The organism is Tabrizicola sp., from assembly GCF_041913445.1.
Classification (GTDB): Bacteria; Pseudomonadota; Alphaproteobacteria; order Rhodobacterales; family Rhodobacteraceae; genus Tabrizicola.
The window spans coordinates 1-18,711 of sequence record NZ_JAYSFG010000025.1 but is presented as its reverse complement, the minus strand read 5'-3'; the positions used below and the strand labels follow the sequence as shown (position 1 = coordinate 18,711).

16 protein-coding genes are annotated in these 18,711 nt (G+C 66.5%); 11 read left to right on the top strand and 5 right to left on the bottom strand.

The window, feature by feature from the left end:
• Positions 1 to 31: 31 nt before the first annotated feature.
• Complete coding sequence (locus ACE3Q6_RS19600) at positions 32 to 721, top strand: rhomboid family intramembrane serine protease (RefSeq protein WP_374436147.1); 690 nt, start codon at positions 32 to 34, stop codon at positions 719 to 721.
• Here ACE3Q6_RS19600 and murJ read toward each other — a convergent pair.
• The 3 genes from murJ to ACE3Q6_RS19585 are packed head-to-tail and all read right to left on the bottom strand — an operon-like array spanning position 712 to position 6,198.
• Positions 712 to 2,253 carry a murein biosynthesis integral membrane protein MurJ gene (murJ, locus tag ACE3Q6_RS19595; RefSeq protein WP_374436145.1) on the bottom strand — a complete coding sequence of 514 codons (1,542 nt, stop codon included), beginning with the start codon at positions 2,251 to 2,253 and terminating at the stop codon, positions 712 to 714. The genes ACE3Q6_RS19600 and murJ overlap by 10 nt on opposite strands.
• A complete protein-coding gene (locus tag ACE3Q6_RS19590) occupies positions 2,250 to 4,991 on the bottom strand; it encodes a [protein-PII] uridylyltransferase (RefSeq protein WP_374436264.1) in 2,742 nt (913 codons plus the stop codon). Before ACE3Q6_RS19590 ends, murJ begins: the two co-directional genes overlap by 4 nt.
• 31 nt (positions 4,992 to 5,022) lie before the next feature.
• On the bottom strand, positions 5,023 to 6,198 hold the full coding sequence (locus tag ACE3Q6_RS19585; RefSeq protein ID WP_374436143.1) for a penicillin-binding protein activator: 1,176 nt from the start codon (positions 6,196 to 6,198) through the stop codon (positions 5,023 to 5,025).
• Positions 6,199 to 6,270: 72 nt separating this feature from the next.
• Between ACE3Q6_RS19585 and rsmI the strand changes: the two genes are divergently transcribed.
• From rsmI to gshB, 3 genes are read left to right on the top strand one after another with little or no spacing between them, the layout of a single operon-like run.
• Positions 6,271 to 7,158, top strand: coding sequence for a 16S rRNA (cytidine(1402)-2'-O)-methyltransferase (gene rsmI, locus ACE3Q6_RS19580; RefSeq protein ID WP_374436141.1), 888 nt, complete (start codon positions 6,271 to 6,273; stop codon positions 7,156 to 7,158).
• Positions 7,159 to 7,161: 3 nt separating this feature from the next.
• The gene (locus tag ACE3Q6_RS19575; protein WP_374436140.1) at positions 7,162 to 7,560 is read left to right on the top strand and encodes a YraN family protein; all 399 of its coding nucleotides are present in this window, start codon (positions 7,162 to 7,164) and stop codon (positions 7,558 to 7,560) included.
• Between the two features lie 55 nt (positions 7,561 to 7,615).
• Positions 7,616 to 8,557 (top strand): glutathione synthase, encoded by a 942-nt coding sequence (gshB, locus tag ACE3Q6_RS19570; RefSeq protein WP_374436139.1) that lies wholly within the window; start codon positions 7,616 to 7,618, stop codon positions 8,555 to 8,557.
• Here the strand turns inward: gshB and ACE3Q6_RS19565 are convergent.
• Complete coding sequence (locus ACE3Q6_RS19565) at positions 8,554 to 9,450, bottom strand: hypothetical protein (protein WP_374436137.1); 897 nt, start codon at positions 9,448 to 9,450, stop codon at positions 8,554 to 8,556. The two genes, gshB and ACE3Q6_RS19565, sit on opposite strands and share 4 nt — an antisense overlap.
• Positions 9,451 to 9,637: 187 nt before the next feature.
• A complete protein-coding gene (locus tag ACE3Q6_RS19560) occupies positions 9,638 to 10,420 on the bottom strand; it encodes a lysostaphin resistance A-like protein (RefSeq protein ID WP_374436135.1) in 783 nt (260 codons plus the stop codon).
• A 232-nt stretch (positions 10,421 to 10,652) separates the two neighbouring features.
• On the opposite strand from ACE3Q6_RS19560, the gene ACE3Q6_RS19555 reads away from it, so the two are divergent.
• The 7 genes from ACE3Q6_RS19555 to ACE3Q6_RS19525 all read left to right on the top strand — a co-directional run.
• Positions 10,653 to 11,348 carry a response regulator transcription factor gene (locus ACE3Q6_RS19555; protein ID WP_374436133.1) on the top strand — a complete coding sequence of 232 codons (696 nt, stop codon included), beginning with the start codon at positions 10,653 to 10,655 and terminating at the stop codon, positions 11,346 to 11,348.
• Positions 11,349 to 11,397: 49 nt separating this feature from the next.
• Complete coding sequence (locus ACE3Q6_RS19550) at positions 11,398 to 12,549, top strand: FIST N-terminal domain-containing protein (RefSeq protein WP_374436130.1); 1,152 nt, start codon at positions 11,398 to 11,400, stop codon at positions 12,547 to 12,549.
• Positions 12,546 to 14,741 (top strand): PAS-domain containing protein, encoded by a 2,196-nt coding sequence (locus ACE3Q6_RS19545; protein WP_374436127.1) that lies wholly within the window; start codon positions 12,546 to 12,548, stop codon positions 14,739 to 14,741. The genes ACE3Q6_RS19550 and ACE3Q6_RS19545 overlap by 4 nt, the downstream gene beginning before the upstream one ends.
• 60 nt (positions 14,742 to 14,801) lie before the next feature.
• Positions 14,802 to 15,329, top strand: a complete 528-nt coding sequence (locus ACE3Q6_RS19540; protein WP_374436124.1) for a CoxG family protein — start codon at positions 14,802 to 14,804, stop codon at positions 15,327 to 15,329.
• A 43-nt stretch (positions 15,330 to 15,372) separates the two neighbouring features.
• Positions 15,373 to 15,858: a (2Fe-2S)-binding protein gene (locus tag ACE3Q6_RS19535; protein ID WP_374436121.1), complete on the top strand. Its 486-nt coding sequence runs from the start codon at positions 15,373 to 15,375 to the stop codon at positions 15,856 to 15,858.
• 9 nt (positions 15,859 to 15,867) lie between these two features.
• Positions 15,868 to 18,246 (top strand): xanthine dehydrogenase family protein molybdopterin-binding subunit, encoded by a 2,379-nt coding sequence (locus ACE3Q6_RS19530; RefSeq protein ID WP_374436118.1) that lies wholly within the window; start codon positions 15,868 to 15,870, stop codon positions 18,244 to 18,246.
• A gap of 10 nt (positions 18,247 to 18,256) precedes the next feature.
• A partial coding sequence (locus ACE3Q6_RS19525; protein ID WP_374436116.1) for a xanthine dehydrogenase family protein subunit M occupies positions 18,257 to 18,711 on the top strand: 455 nt, incomplete at its 3' end.

The following is an 18,711-nucleotide window of genomic DNA, read 5'->3' as shown; positions in this document are numbered from 1 at the left end:
GGGGATAGAGGCGTCAATCAGCAGGACGGACATGGATCAGGACCACAGCGCGCCACCCTTGAACCCACTGCCGCCGATCGTCTGGATCCTCGCCCTGCCGCTGATCGCGATGGAGCTGGTCCTGAGCCTGGCCGAAGCGGGGCTGGTCGGCGGGGCGCAGGGCTTCACCTGGCGGATTCAGGCCGTCGAACGCTTCGGCCTCTTCCCCGAGCTCCTGAAGTACCAGTGGGAGACGGGCGGCCAGCCGCTGGTCGAGTTGCACCGGCTGGTATCCTACACCGTCGTCCATGGCAGCTTCACCCATGCGCTGTTCGCCGTGGTGATGCTTCTGGCGCTTGGCAAGATGGTGGCCGAGGTCTTCCGCTGGTGGGGCGTCGCTGTGGTGTTCCTCGGCTCGGCAGCCATCGGCGGCGCGGTTTACGGGCTTCTGATCCCCGACCTGAGGACACAGCTGATCGGAGCCTTTCCGGGGGTCTACGGGCTGATCGGGGCCTTCACCTTCCTGATCTGGACCAATCTCGCGCGGGTGGGCGCGAACAAGTTCCGGGCCTTCAGCCTGATCGGCGCGCTTCTGTTCGTGCAGCTGGTCTTCGGCCTTCTCTTCGGCGCGGGCTGGGACTGGGTGGCCGAAGTGACCGGCTTCGCGGCCGGATTCCTTTTGTCCTTTGTCGTGAGCCCCGGCGGGTTCCGGCGGGTGATGGACCAGCTCCGTCAGCGCTGACGGCGCAACGCCTTCAGGTCGGACAGGCGGACCGCATTCAGGCCGAAGGCGGCCAGGGCGTAACTGGCCATGCCGATAGCGATCAGCAGGACCAGCGCCAGCACCCGGTAAGCGCGCGCTTCCAGCAGGGGTTGCAGCAGCATCCATCCGCCCCACAGCGCTGCCCCCATCAGGGCAGAGGCCAGAACGATCCGCCAGAGACGGGACAGGAAGCGGGCATCGAACCGGGTTTCCTCACCCAGCCGACGCGCCCCCCACCAAAGCTGCGCCACCATGACCCAGGCCGACAGCGTGGTGGCCCAGGCGGCGGCGGAGAAGCCGATCCAGGGCATCAGGCCGAAGGCGAGGGCCGCGTTCAGGACCATCGACCAGACGGCGTACTGGAAGGGCCTCTTCGTGTCCTCTCGCGCGTAGAACAGGGGTTGCAGGGCCTTCTGCAGGACGAAAGCAGGCAGGCCCAACCCGTAGATCGCCAGCGCCAGCGCCGTAGCGGCGGTGTCCTCGGCCCCGAAGGCGCCGCGCTGGTAGAGGACTTCGGTGATTGGCAGTGCAATGACGACCAGCGCCACGGCGGCGGGAAGGGTCAGGAGAAGCGCGAATTCGGTGCCCCGGTTGAAGGCCTCGCGCCCGCCGGCGCTGTCCCCGGCCTGCAAGCGGCGGCTGAGTTCAGGCAAAAGGACCGTGCCCACTGCGATGGCGACGACACCCAACGGCAGCTGGTACAGCCGGTCCGCGTAGACCAGCCAGGAGATCGCGCCCTCGGTCCCCGAGGCCACCTGGCGCGAGACGAGCAGATTGATCTGCACGACCCCACCGACCAGCAGCGCCGGACCCATCGTCACCATCAGACGGCGAAAGTCGGGGGTCAGGCGTGGCAGCCGCAGCTTGGGGACGAACCCGATACGGCGCGCGGCATAGAGTGTCCAGGCCAGTTGCGCGATGCCGGTGATCGGCGTGGTCCAGGCCAGCGTCAGGCCCATGTCCCAGCCGTAGTAATGCGCCAGCATCATCGCGACGATGAACACGAGGTTCATCAGCACCGGCACGGCCCCGGCCTCGGCAAAGCGGCCGTGGGCATTCAGGATGCCGGACAGAAGCGCGAAGAGCGAGATGAAGCCGATGTAGACGAAGGTGATCCGCCCGAAGTCCACGGCCATGTCGAAGCGTCCGTCACCGACGAAGCCCGAGGCCATCGCCCAGACGAGGGCCGGCATCGCCAGCGTTCCGATCAGGGTGAAGACGATCAGGAAGGCCGTCAGGCCCGAGAACGCGTTCTGCGCGAAATCCTCGGCGTCGGTCCCGGCTTCCAGTTTCTTGGAATAGAGCGGCACAAAGGCCTGGTTGAACGCGCCTTCTGCGAAGAAGCGGCGGAACATGTTGGGAAGGCTGAAGGCCACGTTGAACGCATCCGCCACCGGCCCCGCGCCCAGGTAGGCGGCCATCATCAGCTCGCGCACCAGACCGGCCCCACGCGACACCAGCGTCCAGCCACCCAGGGTCACGATGTTGCGGATCATGCCGCGAGAGCTCATGCGATGGCCCGCTCTGCGCCTTCGACGATGGCCTGGCGCAGCTTCTTCTCCAAAGCCTCCTGCCGGTGCTTCTGGTGGAGCTTCAGGCCGAACATGTCCTTGACGTAAAAGGTATCCACCACCTGCGCGCCGTAAGTCGCGATCACGGCACTGGCGATGTAGATGTTGTTCGTCGCCAGCGTCCGTGTGAGGTCATACAGGAGGCCCGGCCGGTCGCGCGTATCGACCTCGATGATCGTGTAGATGTCGGACCCTTCGTTGTCGAAGGTGATGTGGGTGGGGAAGCGGAACTCACGCTCGCGCTTCTTGATCTTGTCGCGGTCCTTCAGCGCATCGCGCGCCACCACCTCGCCCTTGAGCGTCTTGTCGATCATCCCCCGCAGGCGCGGCAGGCGGTTGACCTCGTAGGGTTTGCCCTCGATGTCCTGCACCCAGAAGACCGCCGTGGCATAGCCGTCCTTGGACGTATAAGTCCGCGCATCCACGACGTTAGCCCCGACCAACGCCAGAGCGCCCGCAAGGCGGCTGAAGATGCCCGGGTGGTCGGCCAGCGCGAAACAGGCGCGGGTCGCGTCGCGGTCGGGATCGGGGTGGAGGTCGATGCGGATCTCGTCGTCGCCCAGACCTTGCAGAAGGCGGGCGAAGACCTCGTGCGTGTCGGTGGAAAGTCCCTGCCAATAGGGCGCGTAGTGGCGCGTCACCTCATGCTCGACCGCCACCGGGTCCCAGCCCGACAGGCGTTCGGCAAGGGCGCGGGTCGCCTCTTCCTGCCGGTTCTCGCGGTTCAGCGTCTCCAGCCCGCCTTCCAGCGCGTCGGAGGTCAGCTTGTAAAGCTGCCGCAGCAGCATGGCCTTCCAGTTGTTCCAGGTGCCCGGCCCCACGCCGCGGATATCGCAAACCGTGAGCACCGTTAGAAGGTCCAGCCGCTTCCGGGTCTTCACCGCCTTGGCGAAGTCACGCACTGTGCGCGGGTCGCCGATGTCGCGCTTCTGTGCCATGTCGGACATCAGAAGGTGGTAGCGCACCAGCCATTCCACCGTCTCGCATTCCTCGGCGTCCAGGCCAAGGCGCGGTGCCACGCGACGGGCGATCTGCGCGCCCAGGATCGAATGGTCCTCGGGGCGACCCTTGCCGATGTCATGCAGAAGGAGCGCCACGTAAAGCACTCGCCGGTTCACGCCGCCCTTCAGGATGGACGACGACAGCGGCAGGTCCTCGACCAGCTCTTCCCGTTCGATCTGGGCAAGACAAGAGATCGTCTGGATGATGTGTTCGTCCACCGTGTAGTGGTGATAGACGTTGAACTGCATCATCGCGACGATGGGCTCGAATTCCGGGATGAAGGCGGACAGCACGCCCAATTCGTTCATCCGACGAAGCGAGCGTTCGGGGTTCCCGTGCTTCAGCAGAAGGTCAAGGAAGATCCGCTGCGCCTCGGGGTTCTCACGCATGTCGTCATCGATGAGGTCGAGGTTCTGCGTGACGATCCGCATGACGTTGGGGTGCAGCAGGTACTTCGTCCGCAGCGCCTCTTCGAAGACCCGCAGCAGGTTCAGCTTGTCCCTCAGGAAGTCCTTCGGATCCACGACGTCGATCCGGCCCTGAACCAGCTTGTAGCCCGCCTTGACCCGTTTGGTCATCTTGAAGATGCCGAAGAGGCTGGCTTCTCGCTTTGCGTGGCGCGCTTCCAGCTCGGTCAGAAAGATGCGCGTCAACTCGCCCACGCGGGTCGCAAGGCGGAAGTAGTCCTGCATGAAATGCTCGACGGCGCGGCGCCCGGCGGTGTCGCGGTAGCCCATCCGGGCCGCCACCTCGACCTGCAGGTCGAAGGTCAGCGTGTCCGTGGCGCGGCCGGTGATGTAGTGCAGGTGGCAGCGCACGGCCCAGAGGAAATCCTCGGCCTGGGCGAAGCTGTCGAATTCCTCGCGGGACAGAAGCCCCGCCCCCACCAGCCCCTCGGCCGAGGGCACCCGGTGCAGGTATTTGCCGATCCAGTAGAGGGTCTGGAGATCGCGCAGCCCCCCCTTCCCTTCCTTGACGTTCGGCTCCAGCACGTAACGCTGCCCGCCCTGCCGCTTGTGCCGTTCGGCCCGTTCGGCCAGCTTCGCCTCGATGAATTCCGGACCGGAGTTTTTGAACAGCTCGCCCCAGAGCTTGTCGCCCAGTTCGGCGGCAAGGGGCGCATGGCCGCAGATGAAGCGGTGCTCCAGAAGCGCGGTGCGGATCGTCACATCCTCACGCCCCAGGCGGATGCAGTCCTTCACTGTTCGGCTGGAATGGCCGACCTTCAGCTTCAGGTCCCACAGCATGTAAAGCATCGTCTCGATGACGCTCTCCGCCCAGGGGGTGATCTTCCACGGGGTGAGGAACAGAAGATCGACGTCGGACTGCGGCGCCATCTCGGCCCGTCCGTACCCGCCGACGCCCAGGACGGCGATGCGCTCGGCCTCGGTCGGGTTGGCCAGCGGGTGCAGGCGCATGGCGGCGGCAAGGGTCACTTGCACCAGGACATCGGTCAGCGCCGCCTGGGCCGAGATCAGGTCGCGCGCCTCGCGCGGGGCGGCTCGGAACCGGGCCTCGAACCCGGCATTCGCATCGGCCTTTGCGGCCTGAAGCGCTGCCACCACCAGCGCCCGGGCCGCCTTGGGATCCGTGCAGCCCCGCAGCGACTCCAGCACGCGGGAGGTCAGTCCTTCGGCGTCCGGCACGGAATAGGACGTCCCGGCCGCCAGCGGCAGAACCGGGACCTCGGCCGTTGCCTCCACGATCTCAGAACCCGGCGCCGCCGAAACTGCGCGGGGCAGCGTCGATCACGACCACCTGGTTGGTGCGGATCGTCGCCACGGCAAGCCCACGCTCGTTCGTCCCATTGGGCAGAAGGCGGAAGATGCCCGAAACGCCGGCAAAGCCAGCCGATTGCGTCAGGTCGCCCTTCGAGAGCGGAGCCCCGTCCTGCGCCCGGTTCGCCAGCGCGCCGATGGCTGCGATCCCGTCATAGGCCAGCGCCGCGACCGGCGAAGGCTGGCTGCCATAGGCGCTTTCGTAGCGCGCGCGGAACTGGGCGCTCAGTCCCGGATCCGGCATCGCGAACCAGCCGCCCTGGACGCCTGGCAGCGACAGCGTTGCGGGCGGGATGTCCCAGCGGGTCAGGCCGATGAACTGGGTCGTAGTGCGGTCGATCCCGTTTTCCACAAGAAGCTGGCTGAGAAGCGGCAGCGCCCCGGCCGTGTCCGCCGTCAGGAAGAGCGCCGTCGCGCCTGAGGACTTCGCGGTGCTGACGATTCCCGAGGCCGCCTGCACGATGCCATTCTGCGAGAATTCATACGAGGTGACGCCCACCACCGAGCCACCGGCCGCCGAGACACCGCGCTCGATCGCGGCCTTGCCCACCTCGCCCGCGACGTTGCGGTCGTGGACGATCAGGATCTTGGACTTGCCGTTCCGCACCGCGAAGCGCGCCAGACGCTTGGCCGTGTTGTCGAAGGTCTGGCCCAGGACGAAGACGTTGCCGCCCGCGATGGCCGCATTGTTCGAGAAGGCCAGGACGTTCACCCCGGAATTCGCCACCGCGACGCCGGCGGCATTGGCCTCTTCGGAATAGAACGGTCCGAGGATCACCTGTGCGCCCTCGTCGACCGCCTGCTTCGCAAGCGCCGAGGCCTGCGCCGGGCTGCCTCCGGTCCGGTAGACGCGCAGGTCGATGTTCACGCCCGAAAGGTCGGCCATCGCCAGCCGCGCTGCATTTTCAAGGTTCTGGCCGAAAAGCTCGTCCTGCGACTGGCCCGAACCCGAAGGGATCAGCAGCGCCACCTGCACCGAGCCGCCACGGGCGGCTTGCGGAGCGGTCCCCGGACCCGTCGCGACACAGCCGGACAGGACCACGGCACCAAGCACAAGAAGCATCTGACCCAGCGACTTGCGGGCCCGGCGAAATACGGACAACATGGTGGTTCCTCACTGTTGCAGCGCGCTGCGTTTGGCAGTCAGGGTAAAGGGTTCGGGAAGGGAAGTAAACTTGTGAGGCAGTCCTCAGAACCCGCCGAGGCCCCGCACAAGGCTGCCCTGCGCACCATTCCGCCGGGCCTGCACCTGGTCTCGACCCCGATCGGCGCCGCCCGGGACATCACGCTGCGGGCGCTGGACGTGCTTGCCGGGGCCGATGTGCTGGTCGCCGAGGACACCCGCACGCTGCGCCACCTGATGGAGATCCACGGCATTCCCCTGGGCGGCCGTCCGCTGATCGCCTACCACGACCATTCCGGTGAAGGCCCGCTGCAACGGCTCCTGGCGCTTGTGGCCGAGGGGAAAAGCCTCGCCTATGCGTCCGAGGCAGGAACTCCGCTGATCTCGGATCCCGGCTTCGAACTGGCCCGGGCCGTGGCGGCGGCGGGCCTGCCGATCAGCGCGGCCCCGGGCCCCTGTGCGGCGATCTGCGCGCTGACATTGTCTGGTCTGCCCTCGGACCGTTTCCTCTTCGCGGGATTTCCACCGGCCGCCCAGGGCGCACGCAGGTCGTTCCTGCAGGAGCTGGCACCCGTGCAGGCGACGCTGATCGTCTACGAAAGCCCGAAGCGGCTTGCATCGTTGTTGCAGGACATGGCCGCAACGCTGGGCGGCCAGCGGCAGGCGGTGGTCTGCCGCGAGTTGACCAAGCGCTTCGAGGAAGTCCTGCGCGGGCCGCTTGAGACTTTACAGGCCGATGTGGCCGCGCGCGAGATCAAGGGCGAGATCGTGGTCCTCGTCGACCGCGCTGCCCCGACCGAGGCCAGCAAGGAAAGCATCCGCGCCGCGCTGGACCAGGCCCTGCAGACGATGTCCGTTAAGGATGCTGCAACTTTCGTGTCGCAAACTCTGGGTGTGTCACGCAAGATCGTCTACAGGATCGCCCTCGACCGCCAAGGATAGGCCATGCCTTTCGACTTCGTTTCGGCGCCTGCCAGACAGTCCCGCAAGTCGCGCGGGCTGACGAACCATCTGGCCGGTCACGCTGCCGAAGCCTCGGTTGCCCGGCTCTACGAAGACCGCGGCGTCGCGATCTGTGCCCGGAACTGGCGCGGCTCGGTCGGAGAGATCGACCTCATCGGCCGCGACGGCGACGTGGTGGTCTTTGTCGAGGTCAAGCAAAGCAGAACGCATGATCTGGCCGCCACGCATGTCTCGCCCGCCCAGATCGGCCGGATCTTCGCCACGGTCGAGGAATTCGTCGCCAATGAACCTCGGGGGCTTCTGACCGATGTCCGCATCGACCTGGCGCTGGTCGACGGGCAGGGCCGCATCCAGGTCGTGGAAAACGCCTTCGCGGGTTGAATTGCATCTTCCCCCGGCTTCGGCCATCACTCTTCCCAACGGAACGGAGTGAGCCATGCCCCTGAAGGTAGCCCTGCAGATGGACCCGATCGGGTCGGTCAACATCAACGCCGATTCGACCTTTCGCATCGCGCTGGAAGCCCAGGCGCGCGGGCATCAGCTGTTCTTCTACACGCCTGACCGGCTGGCCTTCGTCGAAGGTCGGGTGATGGCACGGGGATGGCCAATCGAGGTCCGGCGCGAGGTTGGAAACCACGTTACCTACGGCGAGGAGACCGAGGTCGATCTGGGCGAGTATGACGTCGTCTGGCTGCGCCAGGACCCTCCGTTCGACATGGGCTACATCACCACCACACATCTACTCGAGATGATCCATCCGAAGACGCTGGTGGTGAACGATCCCTTCTGGGTCAGGAACAGTCCGGAAAAGCTGCTGGTCCTGCGCTTCCCCCATCTCACTCCGCCCACCGCCATTGCCCGCGATCTGGCCACCATCCGAGCCTTCAAGGCGCGGCACGGCGATATCATCCTTAAGCCGCTCTACGGCAACGGCGGCGCGGGCGTGTTCCGTCTGGACCCGAACGACCGCAACCTCTCGTCCCTGCACGAACTTTTCATGGGCATCAACCGCGAGCCCCTGATCGTCCAGAAGTTCCTGCCCGACGTGGCCAAGGGCGACAAGCGTGTGATCCTGGTGGATGGAGAACCGGTCGGCGCGATCAACCGCGTCCCCCAGGCTGGTGAGACCCGGTCGAACATGCATGTCGGCGGCCGGCCCGAGAAGATCGGCCTGACCGAGCGCGACCTGGAGATCTGCCGCACCATCGGCCCCGTCCTGCGGGAAAAGGGCCAGGTCTTCGTTGGCATCGACGTGATCGGCGACTGGCTGACCGAGATCAACGTGACCTCGCCAACCGGCATCCAGGAGCTTGAACGTTTCGACGGCACCAACGCCGCCGAACGCATCTGGCAGGTGATCGAGGCGAAGCGCGCCTAGGCGAATCCGCTGTCGGGATAGGCGCGCAGGACGTCCCAGACCAGCGCCTTCATCCAGTCGGCCTGCTCATGCGAGGGCCAGCCCGGCTTGCCGCGCAGGTTCAGAATCTCGCGCGGGTCGCGCCCGTAGATCACCGCATAATGCGCGAGCGTGATGACGTAGGCGCCCATGGCATTGACGTGGATGTCGTCCTCGAACAGCTCCTTCATCGACGTCAAGCCGGGGGCCGAACCGGACTGGATCGCATCAAACACGGCGCCCATGATCTTGGGTCCGGGGATGACTCGCATCGGCGGGGAACCCGCCGGCCGGTTGTTGTTGACGTGGTCCGCAATCTGCTGCCAGGCGGTCATTTCCAGATCCAACCGCTCGCGGAACGGGATCAGGCGTTCGTCCGGCATGTCCCATTTGTCCTCGTTTCCGGGACCGCTGATCACGCTGATCCAGCTGGCGTAGAGGATCGTCTCTGCCCCCTGGCCGCCCTTGCCGTTCTTCCAGGCATGTTCGAACCACGCGAGGGCAATCTTGTCCGCGTTGTGCCACTGCAGCGTCGACCGAACAGGAACGCGTTCCGTCAGAACCAGGAGGTCGTATTTGCCGATGTCGCGCTTCGCGTCGACCGGCTCGATCGGCGTGGTCTGCCAGCGGTGCTCGGCCGGGCTGCCGGGGATGGTGGACTTGTCGATCAGCATGCCGCGCGACTGGTCGCCGGCAACGGCCTTGACCAGAATGTCGAGAGGCTCGGGAATGGGATCGGTGAGGCTATGCCCCGACATCACGACCCGAAGGTTGAACGGGCGCTGGACGGGCGCGGCGTAAAGCGGGGTGGTGGCAAGGACGGGAAGCGCGGCGAGGCCAGCGAGGACGCTGCGGCGGTCGGGGTAATGCGACATGTCAAATGACCTTTCACTGATCGGTTTGGGCAGCTTACACGCGGCAGATGGGGCTGGATAGACGTCACCGCAAGCCAAGGGCAGCGGGCGGCGGGGAGACCGAGCGCCCGACAGCAGGCGTGTCGATCCCGGGAAAAGATGGAAACCAAACCAGATCAACGGCTTGTGCTCAGGTCTTCGGCAAGCCTCAAACCGCGCCGTTCGCCGCCCGGTGCCCCAGCCTGCGCAACAGGATGAGGCCGTAGAGGAAGTTCGGCAGCACCACCAGGATCGGGACGACGTAGGCCGAGGCGGGTAGCGGGCCTTCGGGCAGCGGGTAGCGCGCCGTCTCGTAGGCGACGAGGAGGATGCCGAAGTTCCAGACCAAGTGATACACCACGGCCGTCCAGATCGACCCGGTCCGCAGCATGAGGGCGATGAGGAGAAGTCCCGTCATCGTCGCCGCCACCGCCTGCGCCAGGGCAAGGCGGAGGTCGCCCAGGGCAAAGGCGTTCAGGACGTGGATCGATCCGAAAAGCACCGAGGTCAGCGCCACGGCCGGCCAGATCCGCAGCCGCGATCGCAGAGCCTGGAACAAGACCCCGCGAAACATCCACTCCTCCGACAGCGCGACAAGCGCGGTGTTCACCGCGAGGAACAGGAGCGACTGCGGCGGCGGCAGGCCGATGGCAAGGCCGATTGCATAGAAGGGAAGCAGTGTCAGAATCGGGAACCAGACAAGCTTGGCGGTGGCCCGGGCATCAGGTGGTCCGAAGCCGAGCCCCCGCAGATCGAAGAGGCGCGTGGCGAGACCAAGAACGACAAGCCCGGCAACGACATTCCACGCAATGCCCGACGACAGAAAGCCGACGACCTCGACGAAGGACCTGTCCACGTTCGGTCGAAGCAGCGCCCCTGCGGCGATTGTGGCGGTAAGCCAGAGCAGCAGCGTGACGACGGCGCTGAGGAGAGGGCTGGGGGTCTTGGGCATCGCGATCCTGATTGGCTGGGGCGTATGTCGCCCTTGGCAGACGCGTCGCCGAGCGAAGCGTTCCCCTTGTCGCGAACGTTTCAGACAGGTCTAAGTGCGCCCTTTGATCCAGACAAGGTCGAGAACGGGGGACAATCCGATGCCGTTTTCGGCACATAGGACTTTTGGCCTGTATCGCGGGCCCGATAGCCAGGATAGGATGGCAAGCAACGTGTTTCCTAAGGCTTCCAACATGTCGATGGTCCCGGCTGGCGACATCCGCCCCATGCAATCGGCCCTGATCGTGGACGACCATCCGCTGTTCTGCGACGCCCTGTCGATGACGCTGAAATCGGTGGCCGGGATCGAGGAGATCGAGACGGCAGACCGGCTCGAGACCGCGATCCACCGGGTCGACCTTTCGCCGGCGCCTGACGCGATCGTCCTGGACCTGAACTTGCCGGACGTGAACGGGATCGACGGGCTGATCCGGCTTCGCCAGGCTGCGGCGGGGATTCCGGTGCTTGTGGTGTCCTCTCTGGCCGACAATCGGGTGATCGGGGCCTGCCTGGCCGCAGGGGCGGCGGGCTTCGTGCCCAAACATTCCCGGCGCGAAGTCTTCCGCGCGGCCTTCGACGCCCTGCGGGAGGGCCGGCGGTTCCTGCCCGAGGGCTATGAACCTGCGCCCGAGGGCAAGGCCAAGGGCTCGGCACGGGAAGAGGCGATCGGCCGGTTGGCGCTGCTGACGCGGCAGCAGGCGAAGATCCTGCAGCTGATCTGCGAGGGGCTTCTGAACAAGCAGATCGCCTATGAGCTCTCGATTGCCGAGACCACGGTCAAGGCGCATGTGACCGCGATCATGCGCAAGCTTGGCGTGCAAAGCCGGACTCAGGCTGTGCTGATCGCGCGCGAGACGAACTTCACCAGCCTGATGCCCGAGGATGGTTGAGGTCTTGCCCGGCCCCTTCCGCGCGCCGTAGCATCGCGGTCGGGAGGACATGATGACCGCGCCCCTGGCCGATGCCACCGCCCTGATACCGCGCGCCCATGTCGAGGCGCGGGACCCCGAGGCGCTGACGAAGGTGGCGCAGGCCCTCGGGCCGGGGCCGTTCGCGGCAGTGATCCTGTTCGTCTCCCCCCTCGCCGATCGGGCCGCGCTTGAGGCGGCATTGCCGGAGGCCTTTCCCGGCGTCCCGGTGATCGGCTGCACGACGGCGGGCGAGATTTCGCCCGACGGATATGCCGAGGGCGAGATCGTGGCGGTCGGCCTGCCTGCCGGGTCCTTCGCGGTCGATTGCCTGGGGATCGACCTTGCAGCGCTGGACGGGCAAGAGCTGATCGGGCGGCTGATCCGGGCTCGGGCGGAGCTCGCGCGCCGGCATCCGGGATGGGAGGACGAGTTCGCCTTCGTCATGGTCGACGGCCTTTCGATCCGCGAGGATGAGCTGACGGCGGCGCTGGGTCCGGGTCTGGGGCCGGTGCCGCTGTTCGGCGGGTCCGCCGGGGACGGCACGCGGTTTGGGGCGACCTTCGTCTTGCAGGACGGGGTCTTCCGGCAGGGCCGGGCGGTCCTGATGCTGGTCCGCACCGCCTGCACGGTGAAGGTCTTCAGCCTGAACCATCTGGTCCCCACGGACCGGCGGATGGTCGTCACCGGGGCCGATCCGGCACGCCGGGTGGTCCACCAGATCAACGCGGAACCCGCGGCACAGGAATATGCCCGGCTTCTGGGCAAGGACCCGGGCCAGCTGACCACCTTCACCTTCGCGGCGCATCCGGTGGTGGTGCGGATCGGCGGCAGCCACCATGTCCGGGCGATCCAGCGGATGGCCGACAACGGCGACCTCGTCTTCTTCTCAGCCATCGACGAAGGGCTGGTGCTGACGCTGGCCGAACCTCTGGACATGGCGGCGCATCTGGAAACCGCAATGAACGGGTTGTCCGCGGGGGGTCGACCCGCGATCCTGGCCTGCGACTGCATCCTGCGGCGCATCGCGGCCGAGGAGAACCAGCGGTATGGGGCGGTCTCGGCCCTTTTGAAGGCGCATGGCGTGGTGGGCTTTTCGACCTATGGCGAACAGCTGAACTCCATGCACGTCAACCAGACGATGACCGGCGTGGCGATCTACCCTCCCAAGGTAGGGCCATGATCGAGACGCTGATCAACCCGGCCGACAGCGCCGAGCGGCGGGCGGAGAAGCTTCTGACCATCGCCGAGGCGCTGATGCGGCGGGTAGAACAGGCGACGGATGACTCTGGCGCGGCCTATGCGCAGTTCCAGCGGGCGGCGCTGCTGGAGGACCAGGTGCGCGAGCGCACGCAGGACCTGGGCCGCGCGCTGGACCTGCTTAACGACTCGAACGCCCGCCTGGCCGAGGCGATGCGCGAGGCCGAGACCGCACGGCAGAACCTGTCCAGCGCCATCGAAACGGTGCAAGAGGGATTTGCACTTTTCGACCGCGAGGACCGGCTGGTGATGTCGAACAGCCGTTTCGCCATGCACATGCCGGACGTCCACGCGCAGTTGCAGCCGGGGCTCGCGTTCGCGGACTACGTGGCGATGGTCAGCCGCTCGCCCCACCTGGCGCTTGACGGAGAGACAGCGTCGGACTGGGCGCAAGGCCGGATGCGGCGGCACAAGGACCGGCATGTGATCTTCAACGTGCGGCTTGGCGGCGATCACTGGGTCCAGGTTTCCGAACACCGGACAGCCGATGGCGGCACGGTGATCCTGCAGACCGACGTGACCGAGATCATTCTTGCAGAACGGCATGAACGCGGGAAGCTCCTGGACGACCAGGCGCGGATGATCCGGGCGACCCTGGACCACATCAACCAGGGTGTCGCGATCTTCGACGCCGAAGCGCGGCTGGTGGGCTGGAACCGCCGGCTCGGCGCGCTTCTGTCGCTGCCGATGGGACGGCTGAGGATCGGGGCTTCGTTCGAGGCCGTGCTGGGTCAACTGCCCATGCAGTTCGACGGGCTAAGCCAAGGCGCGCTGAAGGATTGGGTCGCGGCCCCGGCCCGCTCACCCCTCGACTTTTCGGTCCGGCGTGGCGGGGACCTTATCCTCGACGTTTTTGCACAAGGAATGCCGGACGGGGGGTTCGTCTTCAGCTTCAGCGATGTGACCGCGGAACGCGCGGCGCTGGAAGCGCTGAGCCGGGCGAACGAGACGCTGGAGGCCCGCGTGATGGAGCGGACGCTGGAGCTGGAGGACGCACTGGCCAACGCCGAGCGCGCCAATGCCAGCCGGTCACGGTTCGTGGCGGCAGCAAGCCACGACCTGCTGCAACCCTTGTCGGCCGCCAAGCTGTTCATCTCGTCGATTGCCGGCGAGGGGCTGGACCCCGGCGCTCAGGTCGCGCTGGAGAAGGCGCAGAATGCGCTGATGTCGGTCGAGGGGCTGCTGGATGCGCTCCTGGACATCTCGAAGTTGGAATCGGGCAAGGCGGCGGTCACCGTGGGGGCGGTGAGCCTGGGGCGGCTCCTGCGGACCATGGCCGAGGAATTCGCGCCGATGGCGGCGGCGAAGGGTCTGCGGCTGGTGGTGGTGCCGTGTTCCGCGACGGTCGAAAGCGACCCGGCCTATCTGCGGCGGATTTTGCAGAACCTGATCGGGAATGCGATCCGCTACACCTCGCAAGGCCGGGTGCTGGTCGGCGCACGTCGACGGGGCGGGGTGGTGCGGCTGGAGGTGCGGGACACCGGGCCGGGCATCCCGGAAGAGGCGCAGAACGACATCTTCAAGGAGTTCCACCGACTGAATGCCCGCGCCTCGGCCAGCGAGGGGATGGGGCTGGGCCTTGCCATCGTGGAGCGGGCCTGCGCGCTGCTGGGGCACCCGTTGGGGCTGACGTCAGAGGTCGGGCGGGGGACCTGCTTCATGGTGCAGGTGCCACTGTCCGAAGGCACTGACACCCCGGTCCGAACCGAAACACCAGACCGCCGCCGGGGACCGGTCGCGGCGGACAAGATCGCCTTTCTGGTGGAAAACGACTCTGAACTTCGCCGCGCGCTGGGGCTGCTCCTCGAAAAGTGGGGGATGACGGTGCTGGAAGCCGCCTCGGGCGAGGAGGCGCTGGCGCTGATCGAGGAGATCGGCATCCTGCCCGACATCTTCATCGTGGACCACCAGCTGGGCGAGGGGATGACGGGGATCGCGCTTCTGAGCCGGTTGCGCGCCCAGCATGGCCGGGTGCCCGCGCGGCTGATCACGGCGGATCGGGGGCGGGAGTTGCAGGAGCTTGCGGTGATGGCCGGGATCGAGATCCTGTACAAACCCATCGACCCGCGTGCGCTGGAAGCGGCCGTCGGCCAGTTGCAGGCACCTACGACTTAGGCAGCATAGCGTCCCGCCCCTCGGCCCCCTAACCTGCCCGGCCAAGAGGGGGAGTTTTCCATGCTGTTGAGTGATACCCGAGAGATCAAGGCCGACCCGAAGGTGGTCTGGGACGCGATCCTGAACCCGGACGTGCTGAAGGAGTGCATCCCCGGTTGCGAAAGCCTGACGGGGTCCGTCGCCGAAGGTTATGAGGCGGTGGTGAAGCAGAAGGTCGGCCCGGTGTCGGCCACCTTCACCGGCCTTGTCCAGCTGTCCGACATTGTCGAGGGCAAGTCCCTGAAGATCAGCGGCGAAGGCAAGGGCGGCGTTGCGGGCTTTGCCAAGGGGGGGGCGAACGTGAGCTTCGAGCCGATGGAGGGCGGCACGCGCCTGACCTACGAGGCCGAGGCCAACGTCGGCGGCAAGATCGCCCAGCTGGGCAGCCGGATCATCGACAGCTTCGCCAAGAAGCTTGCCGACGAGTTCTTCACCCGCTTCCAGGCGGCCGTCGAAGAGCCCGAGTCCGAGCCGGAAAACGTGACCGAAGAAGCTGTTGCCGATTCGGGGGAAAAGAAGAAGGGTTGGTTCAAACGACTGATCGGCTGAACCGACGGCAAGAATACCTAGGATTACCCAGGGAGGAGTACAGATGACGAAGGTCTCGATGACCGTGAACGGCAAGGCCGTTTCCGGAGAGGTGGAGGGGCGGACGCTGCTGTCCTCCTTCCTGCGCGAGGGGCTGGGCATGACCGGCACCCATGTCGGCTGCGACACCAGCCAGTGCGGCGCCTGCGTGGTGCATGTGGACGGAAAGCCCGTGAAAAGCTGCACCGTCTTTGCGGCGGACGTGGCGGGGGCTTCGGTCAAGACCATCGAGGGGATGGCGAATGCCGACGGCTCGCTGAGCGTGCTGCAGCAGGCGTTCCAGGACCACCACGGTCTGCAGTGCGGCTTCTGCACGCCGGGCATGGTGATGTCGGCGGCCGCGCTGCTGGCGGAAAACCCCAAGCCCACCGAGCATGAAGTGCGCCACCACCTGGAAGGCAACATCTGCCGCTGCACGGGCTACCACAACATCGTCAAGGCCGTGATGGCTGCCTCGGGGCAGGACGTCTCGGCTGTGGCTGCGGAGTAAGGGGGGAACATGCCGAAGGATCATGGGATTGGCGCGTCCTTGAAGCGCCGCGAGGATGTCCGCTTCCTGACGGGACGCGGGGTCTATACCGACGACATGGCGCTGCACGGGCAGACCTATGCGGTCTTTGTCCGCTCGACCGTGGCGCATGGGCGGATCAAGTCGGTCAACACGGCCAAGGCGGCGGCGATGCCGGGCGTGCTGGCGGTGTTTACGGGTGAGGATTTCAAGGACGTCGGCGGCAACCCGGCGGGCTGGCTGATCAACAGTCGCGACGGCACGCCGATGCGGGAACCGAAGCGCCCGGTGCTGGCGCATGGCAAGGTGCGCCACGTGGGCGACGCCTATGCCGCCGTTGTGGCCGAGACCTATGCCCAGGCCAAGGACGCGGCGCAGCAGATCGCCGATGACAGCGTGATCGAGGAACTGCCGGCCATCGTCGACATGAAGGTCGCCGTGGCCGATGCCTCGAACCGCGTGCATGACGAGATCCCGGACAACCTCTGCTTCGACTGGGGCTGGATCGAGGACAACCGCGCGGCGGTCGATGCGGCGATGAAAGCCGCGCCGCACAAGGTGACGCTGGAGCTGGTGAACAACCGGCTGGTCCCGAACGCGATGGAGCCCCGCGCATCCATCGGCGAGTACAACCCGGGGACGGGCGACTACAAACTGACGACGACCAGCCAGAACCCGCACCTGACGCGGCTTCTGGTGGCGGCCTTCGTGCTGGGCATTCCGGAGAACAAGCTGACCGTCGTTGCCCCGGACGTGGGCGGCGGGTTCGGCTCGAAGATCTACCACTACGGCGAAGAGGCGCTGGTGCTCGCGGCGGCGAAGAAGCTCGCGCGCCCGGTGCGCTGGACGGCGGAGCGGAGCGAGTCCTTCCTGACCGACGCGCATGGCCGTGACCACGTGACGAAGATCGAGCTGGGCTGCACCAAGGACGGGCAGATCCTGGCGATCCGCACCGAGACGTTGGCGAACGTGGGGGCCTATCTGTCGAACTTCTCGACGGCGACGCCCACCTTCCTGCACGGCACTCTGATGGCCGGGCCCTACAAGGTGCCGCATGTCTATGTGAACGTGAAAACCGTTTTCACCACCACGGCACCCGTGGACGCCTACCGCGGCGCGGGCCGTCCCGAGGCGACGTTCAGCCTGGAGCGGGTGATCGACAAGATGTGCCGCGAGCTGAACCTTGACCCGTTCGAGGTGCGGCGGAAGAACCTGCTCACGCCGGACCAGTTCCCCTACACGACTCCGGTCGGGCTGGTCTACGACACCGGCAACTACCAGGCCACGCTGGACAAGGCGATGGCGATGGCGGATGTCGCAGGCTTCGCCAAGCGCGCGGCGGAGTCCAAGGCGCGCGGCAAGCTGCGCGGGATGGGGCTGTCGACCTGGATTGAGGCCTGCGGGATCGCTCCCTCGCATCTGGTGGGCATCCTGGGGTCTCGCGTCGGTCTCTATGACGCGGCGACGGTGCGGGTGAATGCGACCGGGAACATCTCGGTGATGACCGGTGCGCACAGCCATGGTCAGGGGCACGAGACGGTCTTCGCGCAGATCGTGGCCGAGAAGCTGGGGATCCCGGAGTCGTCGGTGGAAATCGTGCATGGCGACACCTCGAAGATCCCGTTCGGGATGGGGTCCTATGGCAGCCGCTCGCTGGCGGTTTGCGGCACGGCGATGACCAAGGCGGTGGACAAGATCATCGCCAAGGGCAAGAAGATCGCGGCCCACATGCTGGAAGCAAGCGAAGGCGACATCACTTTCGAGGACGGCAAGTTCCAGGTGGCGGGGACCGACAAGGCCAAGACCTTCGGCGAGATCGCCTTCTCGGCCTACGTCCCGCACAACTACCCGCTGGAGACGCTGGAACCGGGGCTGGAGGAGACGGCCTTCTACGACCCGGCCAACTTCACCTATCCCGCAGGGGCGTACATCTGCGAGGTTGAGGTGGACGAAGGCACCGGCAAGGTCGACGTGGTGGCCTTCCACTGTGCGGACGACTTCGGCAACGTGATGAACCCGCTGATCGTCGAGGGCCAGGTGCATGGCGGCGTGGGCCAGGGGATCGGCCAGGCTCTGCTGGAGTTCACCACCTATGACGAGAACGGCCAGCTCTTGACGGGGTCCTACATGGACTACCCGATGCCGCGGGCCGAGGACGTGCCGTTCTACAACGTGGACTACTCCTGCCAGACGCCCTGCACGCACAACCCCTTGGGGGTGAAGGGCTGCGGTGAGGCGGGGGCCATAGGCTCGCCGCCGGCGGTGGTCAACGCGGTGATCGACGCGCTGCATCGCGGGGGGCATACCCACGTGGCGCACATCGACATGCCGGTCTCGCCGTCGCGGGTCTGGTCGGCGATCAACGGGTAAGGGGGATAAAATGCACAACTTCGATTTCGCAAAACCCTCGACCATCGCGGATGCGGCCAAGGCGCTGGCGGCGGATGGGGCGCAGGCCCTGTCGGGCGGGCAGACGCTCATCCCGACGATGAAGCAGCGCCTTGCGGCCCCCGGCGTGCTGGTCAGCCTGACCGGCATCGCCGAGATGCAGGGGGTCTGCATGGGGGACGGCGGGCTGCACATCGGCGCGGCGACGCCCCATGCCGTCGTCGCGAAAGAGGCCGCAAAGCACTACCCGGCGCTGGCGGCTTTGGCCGGGGGCATCGGCGATCCGGCGGTGCGCTCGCGCGGGACCATCGGCGGGTCGATCGCCAACAACGACCCGGCGGCCTGCTATCCTTCGGCCGTGCTGGCCTCGGGCGCGACGGTCGTCACCAACAAGCGCAAGATCGCGGCGGATGACTATTTCCAGGGCCTGTTCACCACGGCGCTGGA

Excerpts from the sequence above, each read along its gene's own strand:
- ACE3Q6_RS19560 (WP_374436135.1), bottom strand. The coding sequence starts at position 10,420 with ATGCCCAAGACCCCCAGCCCTCTCCTCAGCGCCGTCGTCACGCTGCTG.
- murJ (WP_374436145.1), bottom strand. The coding sequence starts at position 2,253 with ATGAGCTCTCGCGGCATGATCCGCAACATCGTGACCCTGGGTGGCTGG.
- ACE3Q6_RS19535 (WP_374436121.1), top strand. The coding sequence starts at position 15,373 with ATGACGAAGGTCTCGATGACCGTGAACGGCAAGGCCGTTTCCGGAGAG.
- ACE3Q6_RS19585 (WP_374436143.1), bottom strand. The coding sequence starts at position 6,198 with ATGTTGTCCGTATTTCGCCGGGCCCGCAAGTCGCTGGGTCAGATGCTT.
- ACE3Q6_RS19540 (WP_374436124.1), top strand. The coding sequence starts at position 14,802 with ATGCTGTTGAGTGATACCCGAGAGATCAAGGCCGACCCGAAGGTGGTC.
- ACE3Q6_RS19550 (WP_374436130.1), top strand. The coding sequence starts at position 11,398 with ATGATGACCGCGCCCCTGGCCGATGCCACCGCCCTGATACCGCGCGCC.
- gshB (WP_374436139.1), top strand. The coding sequence starts at position 7,616 with ATGCCCCTGAAGGTAGCCCTGCAGATGGACCCGATCGGGTCGGTCAAC.
- ACE3Q6_RS19565 (WP_374436137.1), bottom strand. The coding sequence starts at position 9,450 with ATGTCGCATTACCCCGACCGCCGCAGCGTCCTCGCTGGCCTCGCCGCG.
- ACE3Q6_RS19545 (WP_374436127.1), top strand. The coding sequence starts at position 12,546 with ATGATCGAGACGCTGATCAACCCGGCCGACAGCGCCGAGCGGCGGGCG.
- ACE3Q6_RS19575 (WP_374436140.1), top strand. The coding sequence starts at position 7,162 with ATGCCTTTCGACTTCGTTTCGGCGCCTGCCAGACAGTCCCGCAAGTCG.
- ACE3Q6_RS19600 (WP_374436147.1), top strand. The coding sequence starts at position 32 with ATGGATCAGGACCACAGCGCGCCACCCTTGAACCCACTGCCGCCGATC.
- ACE3Q6_RS19530 (WP_374436118.1), top strand. The coding sequence starts at position 15,868 with ATGCCGAAGGATCATGGGATTGGCGCGTCCTTGAAGCGCCGCGAGGAT.
- ACE3Q6_RS19555 (WP_374436133.1), top strand. The coding sequence starts at position 10,653 with ATGTCGATGGTCCCGGCTGGCGACATCCGCCCCATGCAATCGGCCCTG.